Raw genomic sequence first — 19,959 nt, 5'->3', positions numbered from 1 at the left:
ATTTGGGCGTAGCACGACATAATGAAGAAACTGATAGGCTTGCTGGTTATCGCGCCGCTGCTGATTTCCTGCTCCAGCAATAAAAAGCCGGTTTTCCACGAAGAGTGGGTCAAGGACACCAACGGATTCGACATTCTGATGGGGCAGTTTGCCCATAACATCGAAAATATTTGGGGTATTAATGAAGTCCTGATCGCCGGTCCAAAAGACTACGTTAAATATAGCGATCAGTATTATACGCGCAGCCATATTAACTTTGACGCCGGTAAGATCACTATCGAGACCATCGCCGGTACGGATCCGATGGCAAGCCTGCGTCAGGCGATCATTACCACGCTGCTGATTGGCGAAGATCCGGGCAATGTCGATCTCTACTCCGACGCCAACGATATTCAGCTGGGTCAGGAGCCGCTGCTCTATGGTCAGGTGCTGGATAATACCGGCCAGGCGATCCGCTGGCAGGGTCGCGCGGCCAGCTTCGCCGACTACCTGATCCAGAATAAATTGCAGCGCCGCAACGCCGGTCTGCATATCATCTGGTCGGTTACTATCCCGATGGTGCCCAACCATCTGGACAAGCGTGCGCATAAATATCTGCCGATGGTGCGCAAGGCGGCGGAGAAATACGGCGTGGATCAGGCGCTGATCCTGGCGATCATGCAGATTGAATCGAGCTTCAACCCCTATGCGGTCAGCCATTCTGACGCGCTGGGCCTGATGCAGGTGGTGCAGCATACCGCCGGCGCGGACGTGTTCCGCATGAAAGGGAAATGGGGCAAGCCGAGCCGCAGCTACCTGCTCGATCCGGAAAACAATATCGATGCGGGGACGGCCTATCTTTCGCTGCTGCAGGACAGCTACCTTTCCGGCATCGCGAATCCGCTGTCACGGCGCTATGCGGTGATCACAGCCTATAACGGCGGCGCGGGCAGCGTACTGAGAGTCTTCTCCAGCGATAAGAATCGGGCCTTCAGCGCGATTAACGATCTGTCGCCTGCGGAGGTGTATCAAACGCTGACCACCAACCACCCTTCTGCCGAGTCGCGTCGCTATCTTTATAAAGTGAACAACGCGCAGAAGAGCTACCATCGCTATTAGTATTGCTGCGGGTAGCGCGGACGTTCCGGGTGGGGTAAAGCGAATAGCGCGCAGGCTGACTTCTGCAAAAGAGCAAAGCGGACGGATCCGAGGATCCGCCCGCTTCCAGCCTTAGCGGCTGATGTTTTTAAACTGCTTGGTGGTTTCCGTCAGCGCAACTTCGGTCGGCAACCGCTCCATGGAACTGGCGCCGTAAAAACCGTCGCACTGTGGGCACTGGCTGAGGATATACTTCGCGTCTTCCGGCGTGGAAATCGGCCCGCCGTGACAAAGTACAATGACCTCTTTACGCACTTTCTTCGCGGCTGCCGCCCATTCGTTGATTAACGGCACGCAGTCGGCCAGCTTCAGTGCGGTTTCCGCGCCGATGTTGCCGCCGGTGGTCAGTCCCATATGCGCCACGATAATATCCGCGCCCGCTTCCGTCATCGCTACAGCATTTTCCGTGCTGAAAACATAAGGCGTGGTCAGCATCTCTTTTTGTGCCGCCAGCCGGATCATATCAACTTCCAGCCCGTAGCCCATGCCGGTTTCTTCCAGGTTGGCGCGGAAGTTGCCATCAATCAGCCCTACCGTGGGAAAATTTTGCACGCCGGCGAATCCCATCGCCTTGAGATCGTCCAGAAACTTATCAAAATGGCAGAAGGGATCGGTGCCGTTGACGCCCGCCAGCACCGGCGTGTTCTTCACCACCGGCAGCACTTCTTTTGCCATATCCACTACGATTTCGTTGGCGTTGCCGTAGGCCAGCAGGCCGGCCAGCGAACCACGCCCGGCCATACGGTAGCGCCCTGAATTATAGATAACGATCAGGTCTATGCCGCCCGCCTCTTCGCATTTCGCGGAAAGCCCGGTACCGGCTCCGCCGCCGATAATCGGTTCGCCGCGCGCAATCATCGCGTTAAATTTTGTCAGTATCTCCTGACGGGTAAAAGCCATGTTCAGCACTCCTTTTCGATCAGCTGGCGAAACTCTCTGACCGCCGCCAGCGCAAATTGCGGATCGTTGATATTAAACGGCAGGCGACGAATAACGCGGCGGCTGGTCTGTTTGACGTTCGCCTCCAGCGTGCTGATAAAGGCGGCGCGCGCTTCCGGCGACCAGAAAGCCTGGCCCGGCGCGTCCAGCGCGGAGAACCCGCCTTCCGGGATCAAAAACACGATGTCGCCTTCGCAACGATTAAGCTTATCCGCTATCCATTTCGCCATCGTCGCGTTCTCTTCCGGCGTGGTGCGCATCAGCGTAACCTGCGCGTTATGGTGATAGAAAAGCCGGTCGGCATATTTCTCCGGCACGCCGGAAGGATGACCAAAGTTGACCATATCCAGCGCGCCGCAGGAAATTACGCAGGGAACGCGGCTGTTGGCTACGGCGTCAAAACGCGTTTCATCGCAGGCCAGCACGCCGCCAAACAGGTAGTCGCAGACTTCGGTGGTGGTTAAATCCAGCAGGCCGCTCAGCATCCCGCTGTCGGTCAGCTTTTCCATCGCCTTGCCGCCGCTGCCGGTGGCATGAAACACCAGGCAGTCGTAATGCTCTTCCAGCATGGCGCTGACCGTCTGAATACAGGGCGTGGTGACGCCGAACATGGTCAGGCCCAGCGCGGGCTTGTCGTTACTGTCTTTCTCTATGGGAAAAAGCACCGCACCGGCGATTTGATGGGCCGCATTGCCCAGCACGCGACGCGAGATACGGTTAAGGCCGGAGACATCGGTGACCGAATAGACCATGCTGATATCGCTGGCGCCAACGTAGCCGGAAACGTCGCCGGAAGCCATCGTCGAAACCATTACCTTCGGCACGCCGATCGGTAAGGCCTGCATCGCTGGCGTAATCAACGCCGTACCGCCCGAGCCGCCGAGGCCGATAACCCCAAGCAGATCCTGACGTTGGCTAAGGAAAATTTTAAACGCCTGCGCCATCGCGTTAATGGCCCTGCCGCGGTCGCCGCAGAACACGGCTTCACGCCCGTCCGGATGAAAATCGGCGACCAGCTCCGGCGGAAAATCAGCGGTGGAAGGCGTACTAACTGGTTGAGTTGACAGGTCAACTGTGACGACGTCAACGCCCGCCTTGCGCAGGCAGTCGCTGACATAAAACAGTTCCCTTCCTTTAGTATCAGCCGTTGCGACGGCGTAAACAAAACCACGATTAATAGTCATAGTCGTAACAACACCCTGTTATCAGACAGAATAAAGACTTGATAAAGAAGCAATAAAACAGTAAATAGAGATTGAGAGTTTTTTACTTTCAATTTGTTGAGATAACAGTATCACTATCGTCAATGATAAATCAATTGAATGGAATAAGTGTCTCACAAGGATGTTGGCTATGCTTAATAACAAAACCTGTCCTGCAGACGCCAGCGAATGGGAACGCCCTTTACGCGCTGCCGTCTTCAATCGCTTGAATATCAGGCAGATTTAACAAAATGAGGTTAATGTGGAGCAAAGGGATTCCGCTGGGGTTGTAAAGCTGACCGCCACACGCGCAAGAACACGTCGTTTACTGATCGAGACCGCTATGCGGCTTTTTGACAGCGGCGCGTTCCCGTCCATTACCGAAGTCGCGCAGGAAGCTCAGCTTTCTCGCGCAACGGCCTATCGCTATTTTCCAACGCAGAGCGCGCTGGTTTCCGCCATCGTTACGGAGACGCTCAGCCCGATTAAAAGCTGGCGCCCGACTCGTGAAGAAGCCAGCGACCGTATTGACGAGCTGCTGACGTTCGCTTTTCCGCGCATGTTGGAGCATGAAGGCACGCTGCGCGCGGCGCTGCACCTTTCTCTGACCCAGTGGGCACAGTCGCAGTCCAGCGACAAGCCGGACAGAGAAAAGCTGGTAAGGGGAAACCGCAAGGCGCTGTTGCAGCACGTGCTGGAGCCGCTGAACGACGAGCTGCCGCCGGAGATTGTCGATCGGGTGATTAAGTCCCTCTCGCTGGTCTACGGCTCGGAGATTTTTCTGGTGATGAAGGATATCTGGGGCTGCGATAACGACCAGCTTCAGGATATCGGCAAGTGGATCGCCAGGGCTATTATGCGTCAGGCGCGGGAAGACGCCGCGCTACAGGCTAACTGAGCGGCGCTACCGTGCGACAAAAGGGGCTTATCCCGCGACCTTAGCGGCGCGGGATCGCTGGCTTAGCGGCTAAGCATATAGCCCATCAGGCGCTTCACGCCGTTTTCGTCCGTTTCCACATACACGCCCTGTAGCTCCGGTGAAAAACCCGGCAAGCCGTTTAGCCCTTTCTCCAGCGCAAGGAAATAACGCTGCGCCGCCCCGCCCCAAACCTCGCCCGGCACCACGCAGAGCACGCCCGGCGGATAAGGCAGCGCGCCTTCCGCAGCGATACGCCCTTCCGCCTCTGCAATGGGCACCAGCTCGACGTTGCCGCGTATAAATTCAATGTTAGCGTCCTGAGGGTTCATCGCCACCTTCGGCAGGCTCTGCTGGCGGAACATCGCCTTCTGAAGATCTTTTACCTTGTTACCGACATACAGCTGGTGCATCTCCAGACAGAGGCGGCGCAGCGTATAGCCTTCGTAGCGCGCGGCGTTTTTGCGGTAAATAGTCGGCAGCACGTCGCGCAGCAGCGCGTCCTCGCGGATATGCTGCTCAAACTGCGCCAGCTTCGCCACCAGATGCACCATTTTCTCCATGCTTTCGGCGGGCGTCAGCAGGAAAAGAATGGAGTTCAGATCGCATTTTTCCGGCACCACGCCGTTTTCACGCAAATAGTTGGCCAGGATCGTCGCCGGAATGCCGAAATCAGCATATTCACCGCTGGCGGCATCAATGCCCGGCGTGGTCAGCAGCAGCTTGCAGGGATCGATCAGATACTGATCTTTTGCGTAGCCGGCAAAGCCATGCCAGGCGGCACGTGGCGCAAAGCTGAAGTAGCAGCTGTCGGCGGCAATAGCGGCCGTCGACGCATCCTGCCAGCGCTTGCCGTCCACTTCGTCAGGGATAAAAGGCCGGATCATCTCGCACTTCGCGAGGATAGCCTTGCGCGCTTCAATCCCCAGCATGACGCACTCGTGCCACAAACGTCGTCCGGCTTCGCCCTGGTGCATTTTGGCATTAACGTCGAGCGCGGCGAACAGCGGATAAAAAGGACTGGTTGAGGCGTGCAGCATAAAAGCATTATTAAGCCGCTTGTGGCTGCAAAAACGCCGCTGGCCGCGAAGGTGGTTATCCTTTTTATGGATCTGGGAGGTTTGCGAAAAGCCAGCCTGCTGTTTGTGTACCGACTGGGTGACGAAAATACCCGGATCACGCTCATTAAGTTCCAGCAGCAGCGGCGAGCAGGCTTCCATCACCGGAATAAACTGCTCGTAGCCTACCCAGGCGGAATCAAACAGGATGTAGTCGCAAAGGTGGCCGATGCTGTCGATAACCTTACGCGCGTTATAAACCGTGCCGTCATAGGTGCCAAGCTGGATAATCGCCAGCCGGAAAGGACGCGGCTGGTTGGCGCAATCCGGCGCGACGGCGGCAATTTGCTCCCGCAGCCACTTCTCTTCAAAACAGTGCGCATCGATACCGCCGATAAAACCAAACGGGTTACGCGCCGTTTCCAGATAAACCGGCGTCGCGCCCGCCTGGATCAGCGCGCCATGATGGTTGGATTTGTGGTTGTTGCGATCGAACAGCACCAGATCGCCTCTGGTCAGTAACGCGTTGGTTACGACCTTATTAGCGCTGGAAGTGCCGTTCAGCACAAAGTAGGTCTTATCCGCGTTAAAAACCCTGGCCGCAAATTTTTGCGCGTGCTTGGCCGACCCTTCGTGAATAAGCAGATCGCCCAGTTTCACATCGGCATTGCACATATCGGCGCGAAAAATGTTCTCGCCAAAGAAATCATAAAACTGACGTCCGGCCGGATGCTTTTTAAAAAACGCGCCGCCCTGATGGCCCGGACAGGCAAAGGTGCTGTTATCCATTGCCACGTATTTGGTCAGCGTGTTGAAAAACGGCGGCAGCAGCTTTGCCTGATAGTCGGCGGCGGCGGCCTCCAGCCTGGCGGCATCGTCCTCTTCGCCCGTCAGCACGCCCGTCACTTCCGGCAGATCTTCCGCCTGGGCCAGATCGTCAAGCGAGATAAATACGGGCAGGTTAAAACCGGTATGGCGCAGCAGCGCCAGCATCCCGCTGCGCGAGTCGGCCACGGAGAGCACGATTGCCGCCACGTCCGTGAAGTCGGTTTTTTCCAGCGTCACGACTTCGCGACCGGTCTGAAGGTGGATCGCCACGGTGGTGCTGGCTGCAATTTTAAGTGGTGTCATTACGCAAATCCCTGGGCAAGGATAAGGGTGCCGGAGGCACAGCAACGGGGAAAGGCGCGGCCTTTACCCCACGAAAGCGTCAGTAGGGTCAGCTTCGACCGACAGACATCAGTAAACTCCGCGCGCGGCGGGTTTTACTCATGGCTAACCGTGAAGCAGGCAGAGCCTCACCGCATGGCGAGCGGCGTGGATAACAGAAGAAAATGGGATCGGCGGCGCGACATCGGATGATAGCGACAGTGCAGCAGAGCTTGCATGATGACGGCCTCGCAGGATGAAAAACGGGGCAATAATCGCATCTTTTATTTTGATGTTCAAGACGCAAAAAGCATTACCCCTATATAGCCCTTTTGAAATAAATATATATATTTCATATAGTTATTTTTTACCACACCTCTTTTACGCTGATTTTTTTGGTGGTTATGCACTGAAAATGCAAACATATTCAGCAGTTTTCGGTGGTTTTGGTTTTACGAACTGACGGCATTTGCCCGACGTGTGCTTTCGCTGCCCTGCCCCGTTTATTAGCCATCTTCCTTAGCGACAAAGCCTCATCAGGAATGCCTGGCTTGCAAAGCTGTGCAGAACGGCGAGCAAATCAGTCTTTAGTATGATGTAACTAACCAGAAAAGGTAGCCCGCGAGCGCGACGGTTTGCAGCAGACAAATGCGGGCAATAGTGCCAAAGCGGCGCAAATCCAGCCGGATTGATGGAAAAGAGTGCAAACAGTTCGCTTTTGTGCATAAAGCCGTTGACGGTTTTCCGCGACTCCTGTTTAATGCGCCTCGTTGCCCGGATAGCTCAGTCGGTAGAGCAGGGGATTGAAAATCCCCGTGTCCTTGGTTCGATTCCGAGTCCGGGCACCATATTTGTAAGAACGGACCTCCCTGGAGGTCCGTTTTTCGTTTCTGTATTCCGCTAAGTTTTTATTCCCTTTTCGATCGGCGCCCTGCGCGCGTACCGTCCTGACGTCAAAATCTGACAAAAAATCATGACAGGCTGAACGCCACTTATTTATCCCCCCTGGCCTTTTCCGCCTCCTGCTTCAACAAAAAATAGCGTGCCTGTAACTGCGCCAGCGCCCTTTCCGCCTGCCGCCGCTGGATATCTGACTGGCTGAGCGAGTAAAGACGCAGCTGTTCTTCGGCCGGCACCGAGCGGTTAAACGCCTGGGTGGCGTTATACACCACCGACTTCAGCTCGCTGACCGTCATATATTTACCGCGCTGCCCGTCGAGCGCATTCAGCTTTAAAGTTAGCTGCTGTAGCTGCTCCATTCCCTGCTGCCAGCCGCCCATCGCCTCTTCAGGCAGCGCCGCCGCTTTTACTTGCTGCTGCCATTCCGTTGCTATACCGCGCGCCTCCTCCGGGCTGGCTGCCAGCGCCAGGTCTATCAGCTGCTGCCCGTAATTCAGCGACCAGTCCGGTGCAAGGCCGCTAATATGTGCCAACTGCTGCTGCGTATCCCGCAGGACGTTTTGCGGCAGCGCACCATCCTGCTTCAGGTTGTTTATCTGCGCTGTGGAAAGCGGCAGCGGTAATGGCGTCAGCGATGCCTTTAGCTGTGCCACCAGCGGGTCTGTACGATGCAGGCTATGCCATGCCCATTGCCCTATACATCCCGCCACCAGCATGGTAAGCATTCCCGCAACAAAAGGTTTCCAGCGGTGGCTCTTCGGCGGTGCCGTCGCCACCTCAACGTTGGACGTGGGCTGCGCCACATAGATCCACCGCGCCGCACCGGGCACCATCTCAGCAACAGACTGCGCGGCGGCAGGTAATACGATGGACGATGCGGATACAGGTTCCTCTCCCGTGGCGGTATCGCTGTTTTCCAGCCGCACCGCGCTGGTGTGCATCAGCGCTGCCAGCGCATCGAACTGGCTCAGATTCCGCAGCTCAAGGCGTTGTAACACCTCGTTAAGCCGTCTGAGCTGCTGTTCGGCATGGTAAAGCTGGCTGAGGTCGCTGTAACTGACGGGCAGCGTGCGCATCAGTTGCTGCACGCGACGGCTAAGCGCGCTGAGGATCTCCACCCGTGCATGCACCCGTGGCGGCCAAAGATTTCCCCACAGGTGACGGATTAGCGCCTCCAGAATAGCCAGCCCTTCGTTCAGCCCGGCCAGTCCGGCCAGCTGCGCGCGCGCCAGCGTGTACCAGGCCGCCGTTTGCAGCTCTACGCCGTTGTGCTCAAACAGCGCAAGGCTGAGTTTTTCCACGTGGTGCCAGTTAACGTCCGGGCGCGCCGGATGGGACAGCTTGCCCAGCTCGTCGCGCAGGGCGGCGTAATCCGGCAGCGTGCGCGGGTCACCGCCGGTTTTCAGGTAGCGTTGGGATAAAGTAGTCATAAGAGGTTTCAACTTCGAAAAATGAAGGCGTCTGAGACAAAGCAACAGGCTCGTGATTGGTTAACAGATTTTGATCCAGGCGGGCGGCGTGATAGTCAGCCCGCGGCTTCTCTTCCTGTCGTCCTGTCCAGGCAGCGCCGGGTGACAGGTTCCCAGTAGGCATTAAGGTTTCTGCTGTTTATGCACTGCGTGGCCGCACCGTCAGCAGGCTGGGCGGCGCGTTTTTGCGGCGTAGCTTTCTTTTTTTTGGCCTGTGCCGTTTGTGGATCTTGCCCGGGATACTCTACCCGCCGGTGCGGGCTTCTGTGGCAGTGATACTCGCCTGTTTTACGATTGGTATGGCAGCCTTCAGAATTTGTTCGGCCCGAATGGGCTAAAACAGAGGGGCTTAACATCATGCAGATTAACAGCGCTGTGCCAGCGTGAAGTTTCATTCGTGCTCCCTGTCGAATGCAGAGCCGGAAGGTCTGTATACGCCTCCGTTCTCTGGTTCAGAGGATGGATTGCCGATCGAGATACTGCTGCTGTTTCATATGGCGGATCAGCACCTTGCCTTCCGGCAGAAATTCGGTGCCGTAGCGCACCAGGCCAATCCCTTTCAGCTCGGCATCAATGCCATAGTGCAGCTCGCCGGGCATGGCCTGCGGCAGCAGCGTTACCTGAATGCTGTTCAGGCGTGGCTCGTAGCGGAGCAATACCTCGGACAGCGTGGTCATCAGCTGGTGCGCCGTGCCGGGCATTCCCTGAAGGATTTTGCTCATATCCGGCAGGCCGTAACCGGGCAGATGCGCCAGCGTTCCGGCGCGGCAGTTGAGAATACGCTGCATATTATCGAGCACGGAAAGAATGACCTGGTTCTCTTCGCTGATGTCGTGCAGATCCAGCCCGCCGCTGAAGTTGCCGTAAAGCATTTCATACAGCGAGGGAGCGTTATGTGAATGCGGCATTATTCCTCCTTGAGGGAAAGGCTGTTATCGCCCGCTTCCAGCACGCGAGCGTTATCCGCATCCAGCGCTTCACGCGCCAGCACCTGCCTCCAGTTATTTTTAGTCAGATCCGGCTGGCGGAATAACCCCACCACCGCGACGAACTTCGCCTCCGGTTCCATCGGCATATCCAGGTTGACCGCGCCGCCGGGAGTCAGGATCACATCCCGGCTGGCGAGCAGGTCGCTACTCAGCAAGGTATCGCCTTCAGTGACCAGCTGCTGATAAACCAGCTTATCGAAGACTTTACGGTCGCGAAGCTGATAGACGCGTATCACCACGGACTGAGGCGCGCTGTGGCTTTCGCGCGTATCAGTATTCAGCGCTTCCCGACTGGTAAAATCGAGATGCAGCACCTTTATTTGTTTATAAAAAATGGCGGACACCGCCGAGCGGGTGCCGTCGGTGACGCTTTGCGTCAGTCCGCAGCCGGTCAGGCTGACGGCCAGTAACGGCAGTAGCCAGCGGGCGGATTTAATTGAATTGGTAGGTAACACGCTGATTTCCTTGTACGGAGACGGCAGACGACAGCCCCTGATAGCGGCCGGATTCAATGGTAAAAGTTTGCGGCACGTCGCTGGGGATCTCATCCCCTTCCACGCCCAGTACGCCGCTCATGCCCAGCCGGAACGGCGCTTCGCCAAGAGGGGCTACGCGCAGCAGCGCCGTGCTGACGGTCAGACGAATTTTTGCCTTAAAGCGCCAGCCCAGGTAAACGCGCAGCATCACCAGAAAGTCCTGATACAGCTGACCGTCCGGCATCCAGCCCTGGGTTTCGCTTTTGCTTTCGGTCATCAGCTCAATCAGCAGCTGGCTGCTGGTATCCATGACTTCGTCACCCAGCGGCGCATTACCGTCCAGCAGGAAATCGTCTTCGCCGTAAAAGCCAAGCGGCTGGCTGATTTCCACCGGCCGCAGGCTGTAGGGGCTGACGCTGGCGCGGGTTTCCGGGGCCAGCAGGCGAACCAGCGCCTGGATCCCTTCCTGGGTTTTTGCAGGCTGCCGCAGTACGCCCAGCAGCGCCAGGAAGCGAGAAACCGGCGTAGCGATATGGCTGGCGGTGCCGGGAATGCCCAGCCCGACTAACCCCAGCAGCGACTGGGAAATAGCGTCCGTGCCGCCTGGCTCAAAGGTGGCCGGATAGGAGTATTTACGCCAGATGCGATAGAACTGCGTCAGGATGCGGTGGCTGAAAATGTCGAGAAATCCCTGGAGCGCCTCATGCCCTTCCCTGCGCTGGGTAATATCGTCCAGATAGCTGGTGGGCAGCGGTGAATCCACGCCGTACATGCCCATAAAAGTGGTTCGGATTTTGGGTGCTGCCGTGGCATCGTCTTCACTGTATTCAACGCTTTTCAGCTCGCTGGCGGGAAACCCCATCCCCGGCCACGGGGTGAAGCGCACCGCATCATCCTGCGGATGGCTGGAACTGCCGAGCGGTGGTCGTTCCGGATGCTGTTTTTCCAGCAGCTGGCAGAAGCGATAGAAGTTAATCCGCGTCAGCTCCGCTTCCAGACGCGGGCTTAACCGGGAATGCGGCGGTTGTGTTTCTCTTCCCATTGCAGGCGTTCTCCAGTGGGGTTCAGAATGATAACCAGGCGATTAAACAGATAGATATCGGTATACAGCGCGAAGAAGTGGCTGAGCATTTCGCCAAACAAACAGATATCCCCGTGACCGGCAAAGCCGTGGCTGTCGAGCGTGACGTCAATCTGCACGCCCCGCAGCAAATGGCCTTGTTCAAAGCGCTCGATTTCGCTGTGGCTGACATCGACAATCGCTTCCAGACGGCGGCGATTCATCTCGCTGCCGGTCCACTCGTACAGCGCCAGCGTACCGCGCAGCACGTCGGCATTGTCCATCATTGACAGAAAATTGCTGCCGAGATGGCTCAGCACGCGCCAGTGAAAACGGTCGCGATCCGGCGGATAACAGGGCAGCGTGGGCGCACAGAGGTTGCGCACGTCCACCTTTGCCGAACTGGTCTTCATCGCGGTATCCAGCACCGTGCTCTGCAACGCGCGGCGCGGCAGCTGGCCGTTGGTGCCGGTAAGCGTCAGCGACAGGCTTTCATCATCCGGCACGGTATGATTATCAAAAGCTTCCCCGCCGAGGATAAGCCAGGTGTTATGCAGCCCGGACGCGCCGCGCCGCACGCGGGTATGGTAGTAATATTCCGGCGCTTCGTGACGCATCATGCCGCCCTTGTGGCGGAAGCTGGAGAACGGCACGTAGGTATGCCGCCCGGAGGAGATCACCGAATCGACGGAATAAATTTCGGTATGGCCATCCTGCACGCGCATAGGGCGCAGCAGGTACTCGGTCTGAAGCGAGTTCAGCGTCAGCGGGTCGGACTCCAGCGGAAAAAGATTGATGACCGGCACGCAATGCAGCCGCAGGTGCTTCTCGCTGAAGGTGAAATCGTGCTCCCAGCGCCGCGCCAGCACCACCTCAATTTCAAACCATGCCAGTGCGGCAGGCAGCGTCACGCTCTCCAGACCGCGCAGGCCGGTGAACATAAATTTTTCCCGGAAGGTAAAGTATTCCAGCAGCAGCTGGTAGCCGCTGAAGCTGCTTTCGCCTTTCGGCCACAGCCCGTCTTGCTCGCCAAACCCCAGCGCGGTAAAGCGCGCGTCCAGCGGGCGACGCTCCGGCTCTCCCGGCAGGCGCAGCCAAATAGTGGCGGTGTTTAAGGTAAAGGCTTCATGCATCGCGCAGGCCAGCGGCGCGTCGGCGTTAAAATAGAACGGGATCAGGCTGAGATCGACCCGACTCCAGTCGGCCAGGCTGCTACAGGCAAAACGCAGGCGCACTACCGATCGCCCTTCCGCATCGGTTGAAAGCGCGGCCTCCTCCAGTGCCAGCGGTTGCAGGCCGATCTGCTGAGTCGTGGTGTAGCGACAGCGGGTCGCTTTCTCGCCAATAGGCCGCGAGAGGATTTCAAACCCCTTCGCGATGGCTATTTTTTCTTTCATTTCGCGCCAGTCGGGGCTGAACTCTACTATCGACATTGACGGAATAGTCCGTAAGTAGTGCGGCCACAGCAGCGTGACCAGCCCTTCCGTCAGCTCGGGCAGATCGTCATCAAGCTTTTCGCGCAGGCGGCCCATCATAAAGGCGAAGCCCTCGAACAGGCGCTCCACATAAGGATCGCGAGCGTCCGCTTTATCCAGATTCAGCAGCGCCGCGCGATCCGGGTGAGCGCGAGCGAACTCTTCACCCGCTTCAAGCAGGTAACGCATTTCCGCGTCGTAATAACGTAGGGTTAAGTCGTCCATAATAAACCTGAATGAGTGACATATCGAAGGAAGCCTAACAGCACAGCACCGCCGCACGGGCCGGATCGAGTACGATCAGGCCGCTCAGCAGCGTGTCCATCTCTGGCTGAAGGCGATCTTTTTCCGTTTCGCTGCGTGCAGCTTTGTTGCGCAGCAGCTTCAGTCGTCGCGCGCGAACTTCAAATAAAAGTTCAGGGCACCACTGCGGCAGCGTCAGCGTCTGCGCGCCGCTGTCCAGTTCGCCCAGCAGGTGCAGCGCCAGATCGTTACGGGCATATTGCTCCGCCACGCGCGCCATCAGCAGACGCATCAGCCAGCGATCGCGGGCGGAAGCCATACCTGGGCGGGATTGTAACCAGACGAACGCGGCCTCAACCCCCTCGCTGTCCGCCAGCGCCAGCAGCTCCGGTTCCAGCGTCAGCACGGCTTCATGATCCTGCGCGACTGCCGTTACCACGTCGGTGCTCCAACTCTCAGGGTCATCCATCACCTGCTGATTGATCCAGTTCAACGTGACCTCATCGGCAAACGGCGTGCCGTCGTTAAACGCCAGCGCCTCCAGCCCCGGCAGCCGTGACAGCAGTCCTTTTAGGTCCCGACAGAGGATATCGGCGCGCACCGCATCCGGATCCGCTTTCGTCAGCGCCTGCCAGGTGTACCACTGTAAATCGAGCCACAAATGGTTAACGCCCTGGGCAAAAAGGTCATCGGTCTGCTCCAGCAGCTCCATCCAGCTCTGCTGGAGATAAAGACGCTTGAGATGGGCGCGATGATCCGGCTTTGGCGGCAGAAGGCGGGTGCGCCCGCTGGCGTCAAGCGGCGGCAGTTCGGTCAGCGTATCCCAGCGGATACTTTTCATCAGATGGTGTCCTCCCAGCCAGCCGCCCGGCCGATCGCGAAGATATTTCGCCAGCATTTTCGCCTGATCGAGCAGGTCACGACCGGAAGTGACGGTTGTCATTACCGGTGCGGCCGCTGACGACGCAGCGGAGGAGGATGCGCGATCTTCCCGGCTGGTCTGCGGAACCAGACTATCCGCGCCGCCGCTTTGCGCCAGCCGGTTTTCCAGCGCCAGATAAAGCCCGGCGAGCTGCGGACGATGCTCCTCAGCCAGCAACTGCATGGCCTGTTCCACCAGCAGCAGCGCGCCGGTAATACGCTGCATGGTGGCCATATCTACTTCCGGGTAGAGCGAAAGGCTGTCGAGTACGCGTCCGCTACCAAGCCACTCCAGCGCGGATTTGCGGCTGCGCTCGCGCTGCGGGTGCAGCTGCGTGCCAAAGCGTTGCAGCATGGCGGCCAGCAGCTCCAGCCCTTCCGCCAGACCGGCTTCGCCATCCTGATGCAGCCGTGCCCAGATGTAAAAGGTCGCCACGCGCAGATCCTTGCTTACCGTGGTCAACAGCTTTTCCGTGAGCGAGCAGATTAGCGTGGTATCAATGCCCGAAAGCTTGTTCACCTCTTCCCGGATAAGCTGAAAATCATCGTCATAGCCGGGTTCATCGCCCGCTGGCTGTACGTCACGGATCGGCAGCAGCCAGGCGCGCCAGTCTTCCGCCCGCGCCTGCGCCAGCCGCATCAGCGCGGCTTGATCTGCGTGGCAGGCGGTCACGATATGCTGTAGCGTGGTCATTCATCTTCTCCTTCCATGGCGGGCATCTCGCTATCAGCCGCCAGCGCTCTGGCGGCCAGAACAGCATCAACGCTGAAAATTTCTGCCGGTAGCCTGAAGTTGCGCAGCGCCAGCAGCTGTAACGGGCCGCTGCCCAGCTGCGAGCGCAGCGCCCATTGCAGGTTGCTGCCGTCAGGAGCGGTAAACGTCATCATCCACTGGCTGCTGTCCAGCTGGCGGCGCTTGCCCTGCTCCAGCCAGCGGATCAGTCCCCAGGTGCCGCTGTAATCGCCAAACAGCCTTGCCCCGGCACTGGCGGTGCTCCAGGTCAGCAGGGTACCGGGTTTGAAGGTGTCGCCCGGCCAGCGGAAGGTTTGCCATTCGGCCATCTGATTAAAGTATTTCTGCTGCTGACCGTCGATGGTCAGCAGCGTCTGCACCACACCCGGCGTCGGACGCGCCTGCAGTTCAAAGCTGATGCCCTGGCTGCCGTCGGTGAACAGCACGTCAGAGAGCTGACTAAGCTGGTTAAGGGCTTTGAGAAGTGCCGGATTAAAGGTCAGCCCCTGGCTGTTGGTCCGATCCGGTACCCACTGGCTGCCCTCTTTATGCAGCACGCCGCTCAGCTCGGCGTTAAGAAAACGCTCGATACGGCCGCTATCCCTGCGCAGGAATTCGGCCAGCATCGGCAGTGAAGCATCGTTGCTGCTGGCGGCAAACGGATAGCGCCCGTCAAACGCGCTGCGCCACAGGGCCACCACCGAGCGGCTCCACCTGTCGTTGAGGCTGGCCGCCGACGGTTGCAGCACCGTCTCCCAGGCCTGCGTCAACGGCTGCACGAACATCGTTTGGCCAAAGCCGCTCCACTCTTCGCCCAGGCTGGCGGCAATCAAGCTGCCGTACTGGCGGGTATCCGTCAGGTCGATGCTTTTGCCCTGAAACACCGTCTGTGCCAGCGTTTGCATCATCTCCTGCGGATCGGAGCTGCCCGCCACCTGTTGCAGACGCAGGCGCACGCGGGTAATGCGCGTCAGATAAGTTTGCAGGCTCAGGCTGTCATCGCCCGACAGGGCGTTGGCGGCTTTATTTCTGCCCATCAGCGTCAGCAGCGGGCCGAAGGTGTCGTCAAGCGGGCCCTGCGGACCGGCGGCGCTCTGGTCGATTACCGGCTTTTTGCTGCTGCCCACCAGCTCCTTCGCCGATTTGATAAGGGAGTCCGACAGCGCCTCGCGCTGCTCGCCGGTCTGCCCCTGCCATGCCAGCGTGTTCATCAACGCAATCAGCGGCGACTGGCGGACGTCGCTCATCAGCGTCAGCTGGTCGGTCACGTCGGCAATATTGCTGGCCGGATTAAGGCGCAGGCTGTTAAGGAAGTTGAGCCAGCTACCGGCAAAATCGGTGAAATAGCGCTGCGTCAGGCGCGCTTTCAGCGCTTCCGGAGACAGATCGGCGGCGAGCCCCTGGCGGCTGTCGCTGAGCACCCAGTCAATCTCATCACGCCGCGATGTTGCCGCTTTGTCGATAGCCTGCTGCACGCCGCCTTCCCAGGCCTGCCGGGTAAACATGCCCGGCACCATCCTGTCGGTGGTGAACAGGCGTCGGGCATCCGTGCCGTTGGTCATATCCTCCAGCGTAACGTCCGCAAAGTTGCGGCGTACCGATTTGAGCATGTTTTCATACAGGGTGCTTTCGGCGTTGCGGCGGCCAATCTGCTGGAGCAGCACCTGACGGACCTGAGCGACCATCGGGCCATCCGGGGTGATGGCCCAGCGTGGCTGGTACGGCAGTTCGGCAATATAAAATGCCCACAGATCCGGCGCCAGGCTCTGCCATGAGCCGGGTGAGATCCCGCTGCGGGCTGGCTGTACCGTTTTCATCACCGTGGCGTAAAACGTGCTGTCCACCTTCTCGGGATGCGCCATCATCAGCCAGGCCTTCAGCTGGTCGTAGCCGGGTTTTGCCCGGGTAGCGCGCAGCGGGCTCTCCGGCGGCAGGTCCGCCAGCGCGTTCAGCTGCTGCCGGAGCGCGACGTCCGCCGGATCGCGGATCAGTCGGTTATTCGCTATGCCATACCACGGCATCATCGCCGCCAGCAGCGATGCGTGATGATCGAGGCCAAAACGCCGATACCAGGGTGCGCCTTCCTGATGCCAGTGTTTCAGCAGCCCGGCCTCGTTGCGCAGCGCGTACAGACTGGTCAGCTGCTGGTCGGATACCGCCTGAGTTTGCACCACGGCGCGGGCCTTCTCCGCCACGCTGATTATCTGGTGGCGATTAAGCGCGAAGGAAACCAGCAGGCCCGCGCCCCACACGCCAGCCATCGTCATCAGCGCCCAGGCCAGCGTCTGCTGCCAGGGCATCCCGACGCGACGGCCGCGCAGCCGGGTACAGTCATTCACCACGCCCTGCCAGGCGGCGGATAAGGTCAGGGCATGGCGCGGCATTACCTGCGCACTCTCCGCCGTCCCACGGCTTTCCGCCAGGCTGAACATCAGGCCGCGCAGGATGATGCGCTGCTGCGCCCCCTGTAGCCACGGCGACAGTTGCGTTTGCCAGCGCGCAATACCGCCGCGCGCCAGCTGCTGGCCCAGGCGCAGCAGAAAGTCGTGCTGTCGGTGCTGCGCAATCTGCGCCATCCCCTGCCTGCGCAGCATCGGCAGCAGGTGGTTAAGCTGTGAGGCGATATCCTCCGGCAGCGTGCGCAGCGGAAACGTCGCACCGACCGGCTGTTCGGGCCTTCCCTCCTGCGACCAGTCGCTGCTGCATAGCTGCCACAGCCATACCGGCGGCAGATAGCGCAGGAGGCTGCCGATGCTCTCCAGCGCACGTAAATCACTATCGCTCTGCTGCGGCGTCAGGTTTTGCTCTTTATCCAGCACGCGGATAATGCCGTCCAGCGGACGGCCGCAGCGAAGTTTGCGCAGCGCGTGATATTTTTCGGCGTCCACTTCGCCCCCCAGGCTGCCGCCGTCAATCAGCACGGTACGGTTACCTTCCAGCCACTGCTGCTCTTTCAGGCCGGGAAGCAGGGTTTCGCGGGCCGCGTCGTCGCCCACCACCAGCAGCAGACGCACTTTGAAGCGCCAGAACAGGCCGTAGCGGGCGCGGAGATATTTCTTAATGCTGGCCAGATTTCGTCCTGTATCAAAGGTATTAGCAGATGTTGATTTGAGCCCTTTATTAACAGTTTGTGGCTTGTAAATTTCCTGGTTTTTTCTTTGTTTCCAATGCCACCACAGCGGTGAGCCAATCAGACCAAAGAGCAAGATGGCAAATATCGCCCCCCATATTGCCCAAACCGTATGAGGTGCCATCCCTGCGCTCTTCAGCCTATCCTGATTGATATACAGCAGTAATGCACTTATTCCCGCCAGCCCCATAATCAGGAGAAAATATCCCCACGAACCATAACGCGCTACAGGCTGCTTTTTTTGTTCCATCATATATAAAGCTCCCAGGTAATGAGACAAAGTGCTCCTGTTTGTTGCGGTGTTTGATATATAAGCAGCTGGTCTCTGTCTGTTTTATTCGCGGCTTCAACCATCATTGCTAAGGAAAGCGGTAAGGCCATCTCTCCTGGTGGACCAAATGAAAAGTCAATAGAATGTAAAAACCTGTTTTCCGGTAATGACCACTGGTTACCGTTCGCATATTGCATAATATCTGTAGTCGTTTTTTCTGTATTACCAGAGATCCAGATATATTCAAGACTGTCTTTATCAGCACCGCTATATTCAAAAAACATATTTAGATCGCTGGTGAACCCTCCTGGCTCCAGTGGCATTATGCGATTCAACCCAGCAATAACTGGCATAGCTTGTTGATGAGCATAATCAGGTGAGACGATAAGCTGCGCTGAAATAATTTCACTAGCTTGTTTGGGAGAAAATAACGACCAGTCTTGCAGACAAATAATCAGAATTAATCCATATTTATCATTTGAATCATAGAGAGACTGGAGCGGTTCGATGGAGTTAAAGGTTTCAGGAACCAAATCCCATTGCTGAAAAATAGCTTCATTGCTCTTTTTATCAAATCGTCCGGAAGCCTGTAAAACATAAATAGAATTCAATAAATAACGATAGTGAGGATATTGCTGTTCAAGCTGTAGATCTATCTTACTCATCAATGAGGAATAATTATGCAAGGAGTCGAATAGCGAACGGGCTTTTTTAGGATACGCCGGGACATCTTTGAAGTCTCCTAATAGCGCCTCCATCCCTTTCTCTTCAGGGGAAAAAAGAACATTTCCGACCACTGCAAGCTGTCGTCGGCTCCAATGCTGCCATTCAGTTTTGGTCTGTTCTTTCTCAGCATCCCAACTCAGTTTGGCAGCAGTTGACTGCTCATAGCGATTAAACACCGTGCCAAACACGCATAGCCAAATTAAAAAAGCAGGAAGAACACCATATAACAACACGTTGATATAATCCGTTACTTTCAACATCCATAAGCTGGAGAGGACGCCTGCTGACAGCATAAATAGCAATACAACCATCCATAACCAAAGTTTTAGCCTGGGTAATGATTGTTTTTCTGGAATATCAGGTATAGGCCATGCCATATTAATAACCGTTCCGTTTTATACTTAATTCACATCGAGATGAAGCACAAAGATAATATGACTTACTCTTTTATCTTCATCGCGCTAATAACTCTATTCAGAGTACAAACTGAAAATCAGCACTAAAGCAAACGCGCTATTTATTTAGAATAAAAGTCCTGAACAGAAGGGATAAATCGTGCACAGCATGGACAGGAACTAAAGCTTTCCAGTGAGCCAGCCAACGTCACTCCCTCATCAAATGTGTCCTCCACACCTGCTAATATTCTAAATGTACCGACGTGCTTACCGCATGAAACCATATCCCCTGCTCTTGCAGCAGCAACACCATCCCATAAAAAACTTGAATCACCCGTTAAAATTTCCCCGCCACAGGTGCTGCTATCACCAATTCTTAAAAAAAACCCTACGCTCATTGCGCCTCCTTACTTTAACAAGTGTAAACATTAAAAAATACTCACCCAAAATAAAACTTTACCACTACCTGCCTTACAATTTTTATAACAGAGAAGATAAATACCCAGCAATATTAATAGTGAAAATTAAGCCCACATATTTACCAAGAAAGGATAGATTTATTTCAGGTCTGTTGCTATCGAGATTTTCAGGAAATACTGGCTACCTAAGTACTATAATCGATTATTTATAGCGTAATGAACTCACCAGCCGGTCCCAGATTTCAATCATCTGCGCCTCGCTGTAGCGCGTCTTTTTGTACTCGCTGCTGAGGCCAATGTTAAGATGAGGTTTTTCAGGCGTGGCATCCCGCTCGTTGGCAGAAAGGATAA

16 protein-coding genes and 1 tRNA gene are annotated in these 19,959 nt (G+C 56.9%); 3 read left to right on the top strand and 14 right to left on the bottom strand.

Annotation, left to right across the window (positions count from 1 at the left end; translation table 11 throughout):
- Positions 1–21 precede the first annotated feature (21 nt).
- Positions 22–1,098 carry a membrane-bound lytic murein transglycosylase MltC gene (gene mltC / locus QZH36_RS09450; RefSeq protein ID WP_199746323.1) on the top strand — a complete coding sequence of 359 codons (1,077 nt, stop codon included), beginning with the start codon at positions 22–24 and terminating at the stop codon, positions 1,096–1,098.
- A gap of 111 nt (positions 1,099–1,209) precedes the next feature.
- On the opposite strand, the gene QZH36_RS09445 is transcribed toward mltC, so the two are convergent.
- On the bottom strand, positions 1,210–2,037 hold the full coding sequence (locus QZH36_RS09445; protein ID WP_253458578.1) for a phosphoenolpyruvate hydrolase family protein: 828 nt from the start codon (positions 2,035–2,037) through the stop codon (positions 1,210–1,212).
- A 2-nt stretch (positions 2,038–2,039) separates the two neighbouring features.
- Entirely contained in the window at positions 2,040–3,260 is a 1,221-nt protein-coding gene (locus tag QZH36_RS09440; RefSeq protein ID WP_253458575.1) for a Tm-1-like ATP-binding domain-containing protein, read from the bottom strand.
- Between the two features lie 280 nt (positions 3,261–3,540).
- Here QZH36_RS09440 and QZH36_RS09435 point away from each other — a divergent pair, with 280 nt between their 5' ends.
- Positions 3,541–4,176, top strand: coding sequence for a TetR/AcrR family transcriptional regulator (locus QZH36_RS09435; protein WP_253458572.1), 636 nt, complete (start codon positions 3,541–3,543; stop codon positions 4,174–4,176).
- A 62-nt stretch (positions 4,177–4,238) separates the two neighbouring features.
- On the opposite strand, the gene QZH36_RS09430 is transcribed toward QZH36_RS09435, so the two are convergent.
- Positions 4,239–6,383, bottom strand: coding sequence for an ornithine decarboxylase (locus QZH36_RS09430; protein WP_301730061.1), 2,145 nt, complete (start codon positions 6,381–6,383; stop codon positions 4,239–4,241).
- A 790-nt stretch (positions 6,384–7,173) separates the two neighbouring features.
- Here QZH36_RS09430 and QZH36_RS09425 point away from each other — a divergent pair.
- Positions 7,174–7,249, top strand: a tRNA-Phe gene (locus tag QZH36_RS09425).
- Between the two features lie 144 nt (positions 7,250–7,393).
- Here QZH36_RS09425 and QZH36_RS09420 read toward each other — a convergent pair.
- From QZH36_RS09420 to QZH36_RS09370, 11 genes are all read right to left on the bottom strand, one after another.
- On the bottom strand, positions 7,394–8,731 hold the full coding sequence (locus QZH36_RS09420) for a VasL domain-containing protein (protein ID WP_301730060.1): 1,338 nt from the start codon (positions 8,729–8,731) through the stop codon (positions 7,394–7,396).
- Between the two features lie 95 nt (positions 8,732–8,826).
- The gene (locus QZH36_RS09415) at positions 8,827–9,126 is read right to left on the bottom strand and encodes a DUF1283 domain-containing protein (RefSeq protein ID WP_301289819.1); all 300 of its coding nucleotides are present in this window, start codon (positions 9,124–9,126) and stop codon (positions 8,827–8,829) included.
- Positions 9,127–9,222: 96 nt separating this feature from the next.
- Positions 9,223–9,678: a type VI secretion system baseplate subunit TssE gene (gene tssE / locus QZH36_RS09410; protein WP_301730059.1), complete on the bottom strand. Its 456-nt coding sequence runs from the start codon at positions 9,676–9,678 to the stop codon at positions 9,223–9,225.
- On the bottom strand, positions 9,678–10,214 hold the full coding sequence (gene tssJ, locus QZH36_RS09405) for a type VI secretion system lipoprotein TssJ (RefSeq protein WP_301730058.1): 537 nt from the start codon (positions 10,212–10,214) through the stop codon (positions 9,678–9,680). The genes tssE and tssJ overlap by 1 nt, the downstream gene beginning before the upstream one ends.
- On the bottom strand, positions 10,192–11,277 hold the full coding sequence (tssG, locus tag QZH36_RS09400) for a type VI secretion system baseplate subunit TssG (RefSeq protein ID WP_301730057.1): 1,086 nt from the start codon (positions 11,275–11,277) through the stop codon (positions 10,192–10,194). Before tssG ends, tssJ begins: the two co-directional genes overlap by 23 nt.
- Positions 11,241–12,995, bottom strand: a complete 1,755-nt coding sequence (gene tssF, locus QZH36_RS09395) for a type VI secretion system baseplate subunit TssF (protein ID WP_301730056.1) — start codon at positions 12,993–12,995, stop codon at positions 11,241–11,243. The genes tssG and tssF overlap by 37 nt, the downstream gene beginning before the upstream one ends.
- Before the next feature lie 34 nt (positions 12,996–13,029).
- Complete coding sequence (gene tssA, locus QZH36_RS09390; protein ID WP_301730055.1) at positions 13,030–14,628, bottom strand: type VI secretion system protein TssA; 1,599 nt, start codon at positions 14,626–14,628, stop codon at positions 13,030–13,032.
- Complete coding sequence (locus QZH36_RS09385) at positions 14,625–18,050, bottom strand: ImcF-related family protein (protein WP_301730054.1); 3,426 nt, start codon at positions 18,048–18,050, stop codon at positions 14,625–14,627. The genes tssA and QZH36_RS09385 overlap by 4 nt, the downstream gene beginning before the upstream one ends.
- Positions 18,047–19,171 carry a KPHS_23130 family T6SS system protein gene (locus tag QZH36_RS09380; protein ID WP_301730053.1) on the bottom strand — a complete coding sequence of 375 codons (1,125 nt, stop codon included), beginning with the start codon at positions 19,169–19,171 and terminating at the stop codon, positions 18,047–18,049. The genes QZH36_RS09385 and QZH36_RS09380 overlap by 4 nt, the downstream gene beginning before the upstream one ends.
- Positions 19,172–19,311: 140 nt before the next feature.
- The gene (locus QZH36_RS09375; protein WP_301730052.1) at positions 19,312–19,587 is read right to left on the bottom strand and encodes a PAAR domain-containing protein; all 276 of its coding nucleotides are present in this window, start codon (positions 19,585–19,587) and stop codon (positions 19,312–19,314) included.
- A gap of 223 nt (positions 19,588–19,810) precedes the next feature.
- Positions 19,811–19,959, bottom strand: a 149-nt coding sequence (locus QZH36_RS09370; RefSeq protein WP_301730160.1) for a T6SS immunity protein Tli4 family protein, incomplete at its 5' end; no start/stop codon positions are given.

Origin of the sequence: Erwinia wuhanensis (assembly GCF_030484085.1) — a bacterium.
Lineage (GTDB): Bacteria > Pseudomonadota > Gammaproteobacteria > Enterobacterales > Enterobacteriaceae > Erwinia > Erwinia aeris.
This window is presented reverse-complemented; position numbering and strand designations above follow the sequence as displayed.

Coding starts and splice junctions, on each gene's coding strand:
- QZH36_RS09380 (WP_301730053.1), bottom strand. CDS start 19,171: ATGGCATGGCCTATACCTGATATTCCAGAAAAACAATCATTACCCAGG.
- QZH36_RS09445 (WP_253458578.1), bottom strand. CDS start 2,037: ATGGCTTTTACCCGTCAGGAGATACTGACAAAATTTAACGCGATGATT.
- tssG (WP_301730057.1), bottom strand. CDS start 11,277: ATGGGAAGAGAAACACAACCGCCGCATTCCCGGTTAAGCCCGCGTCTG.
- QZH36_RS09420 (WP_301730060.1), bottom strand. CDS start 8,731: ATGACTACTTTATCCCAACGCTACCTGAAAACCGGCGGTGACCCGCGC.
- QZH36_RS09440 (WP_253458575.1), bottom strand. CDS start 3,260: ATGACTATTAATCGTGGTTTTGTTTACGCCGTCGCAACGGCTGATACT.
- tssE (WP_301730059.1), bottom strand. CDS start 9,678: ATGCCGCATTCACATAACGCTCCCTCGCTGTATGAAATGCTTTACGGC.
- QZH36_RS09375 (WP_301730052.1), bottom strand. CDS start 19,587: ATGAGCGTAGGGTTTTTTTTAAGAATTGGTGATAGCAGCACCTGTGGC.
- mltC (WP_199746323.1), top strand. CDS start 22: ATGAAGAAACTGATAGGCTTGCTGGTTATCGCGCCGCTGCTGATTTCC.
- QZH36_RS09430 (WP_301730061.1), bottom strand. CDS start 6,383: ATGACACCACTTAAAATTGCAGCCAGCACCACCGTGGCGATCCACCTT.
- QZH36_RS09415 (WP_301289819.1), bottom strand. CDS start 9,126: ATGTTAAGCCCCTCTGTTTTAGCCCATTCGGGCCGAACAAATTCTGAA.
- tssA (WP_301730055.1), bottom strand. CDS start 14,628: ATGACCACGCTACAGCATATCGTGACCGCCTGCCACGCAGATCAAGCC.
- tssF (WP_301730056.1), bottom strand. CDS start 12,995: ATGGACGACTTAACCCTACGTTATTACGACGCGGAAATGCGTTACCTG.
- QZH36_RS09385 (WP_301730054.1), bottom strand. CDS start 18,050: ATGATGGAACAAAAAAAGCAGCCTGTAGCGCGTTATGGTTCGTGGGGA.